This window comes from Paraburkholderia sp. SIMBA_030, from assembly GCF_046535245.1.
Taxonomy (GTDB): Bacteria; Pseudomonadota; Gammaproteobacteria; order Burkholderiales; family Burkholderiaceae; genus Paraburkholderia.
In genome coordinates, this window is sequence record NZ_JAWRXB010000538.1 from 1 (window position 1) to 272 (window position 272).

Below are 272 nucleotides of genomic sequence, written 5' to 3' on the forward strand. Positions count from 1 at the left end.
TCGGTTACCGAAGGTGGCTCGATCGTCTACACCGTCACCCTGACCAGCAAGGATGGCCTGCCGGTCAACAACCACGGCGCGCTGACCTTCACCCTGAGCGATGGCAAGACCGTCATCACTGTGCCGGCCAACGGCACCGTGGGTACGGCTACCGTCGCTGCACCGGATAACGTCTACATCGGCCAGAGCTCCGTCAGCCAGACCCTGCAGTCGGTAGGCGGCGCCGGCGCCAGCAAGTTCGAAAACCTGACCCTGGACAAGGCCCCGGCCAC

General features: G+C 64.7%; 1 protein-coding gene. It reads left to right on the plus strand.

Annotated elements, in window-relative coordinates; all coding sequences use genetic code 11:
• Window positions 1-272: immunoglobulin-like domain-containing protein (locus tag SB772_RS41110; protein ID WP_410838664.1), on the plus strand; the 272-nt coding region annotated here is incomplete at both ends.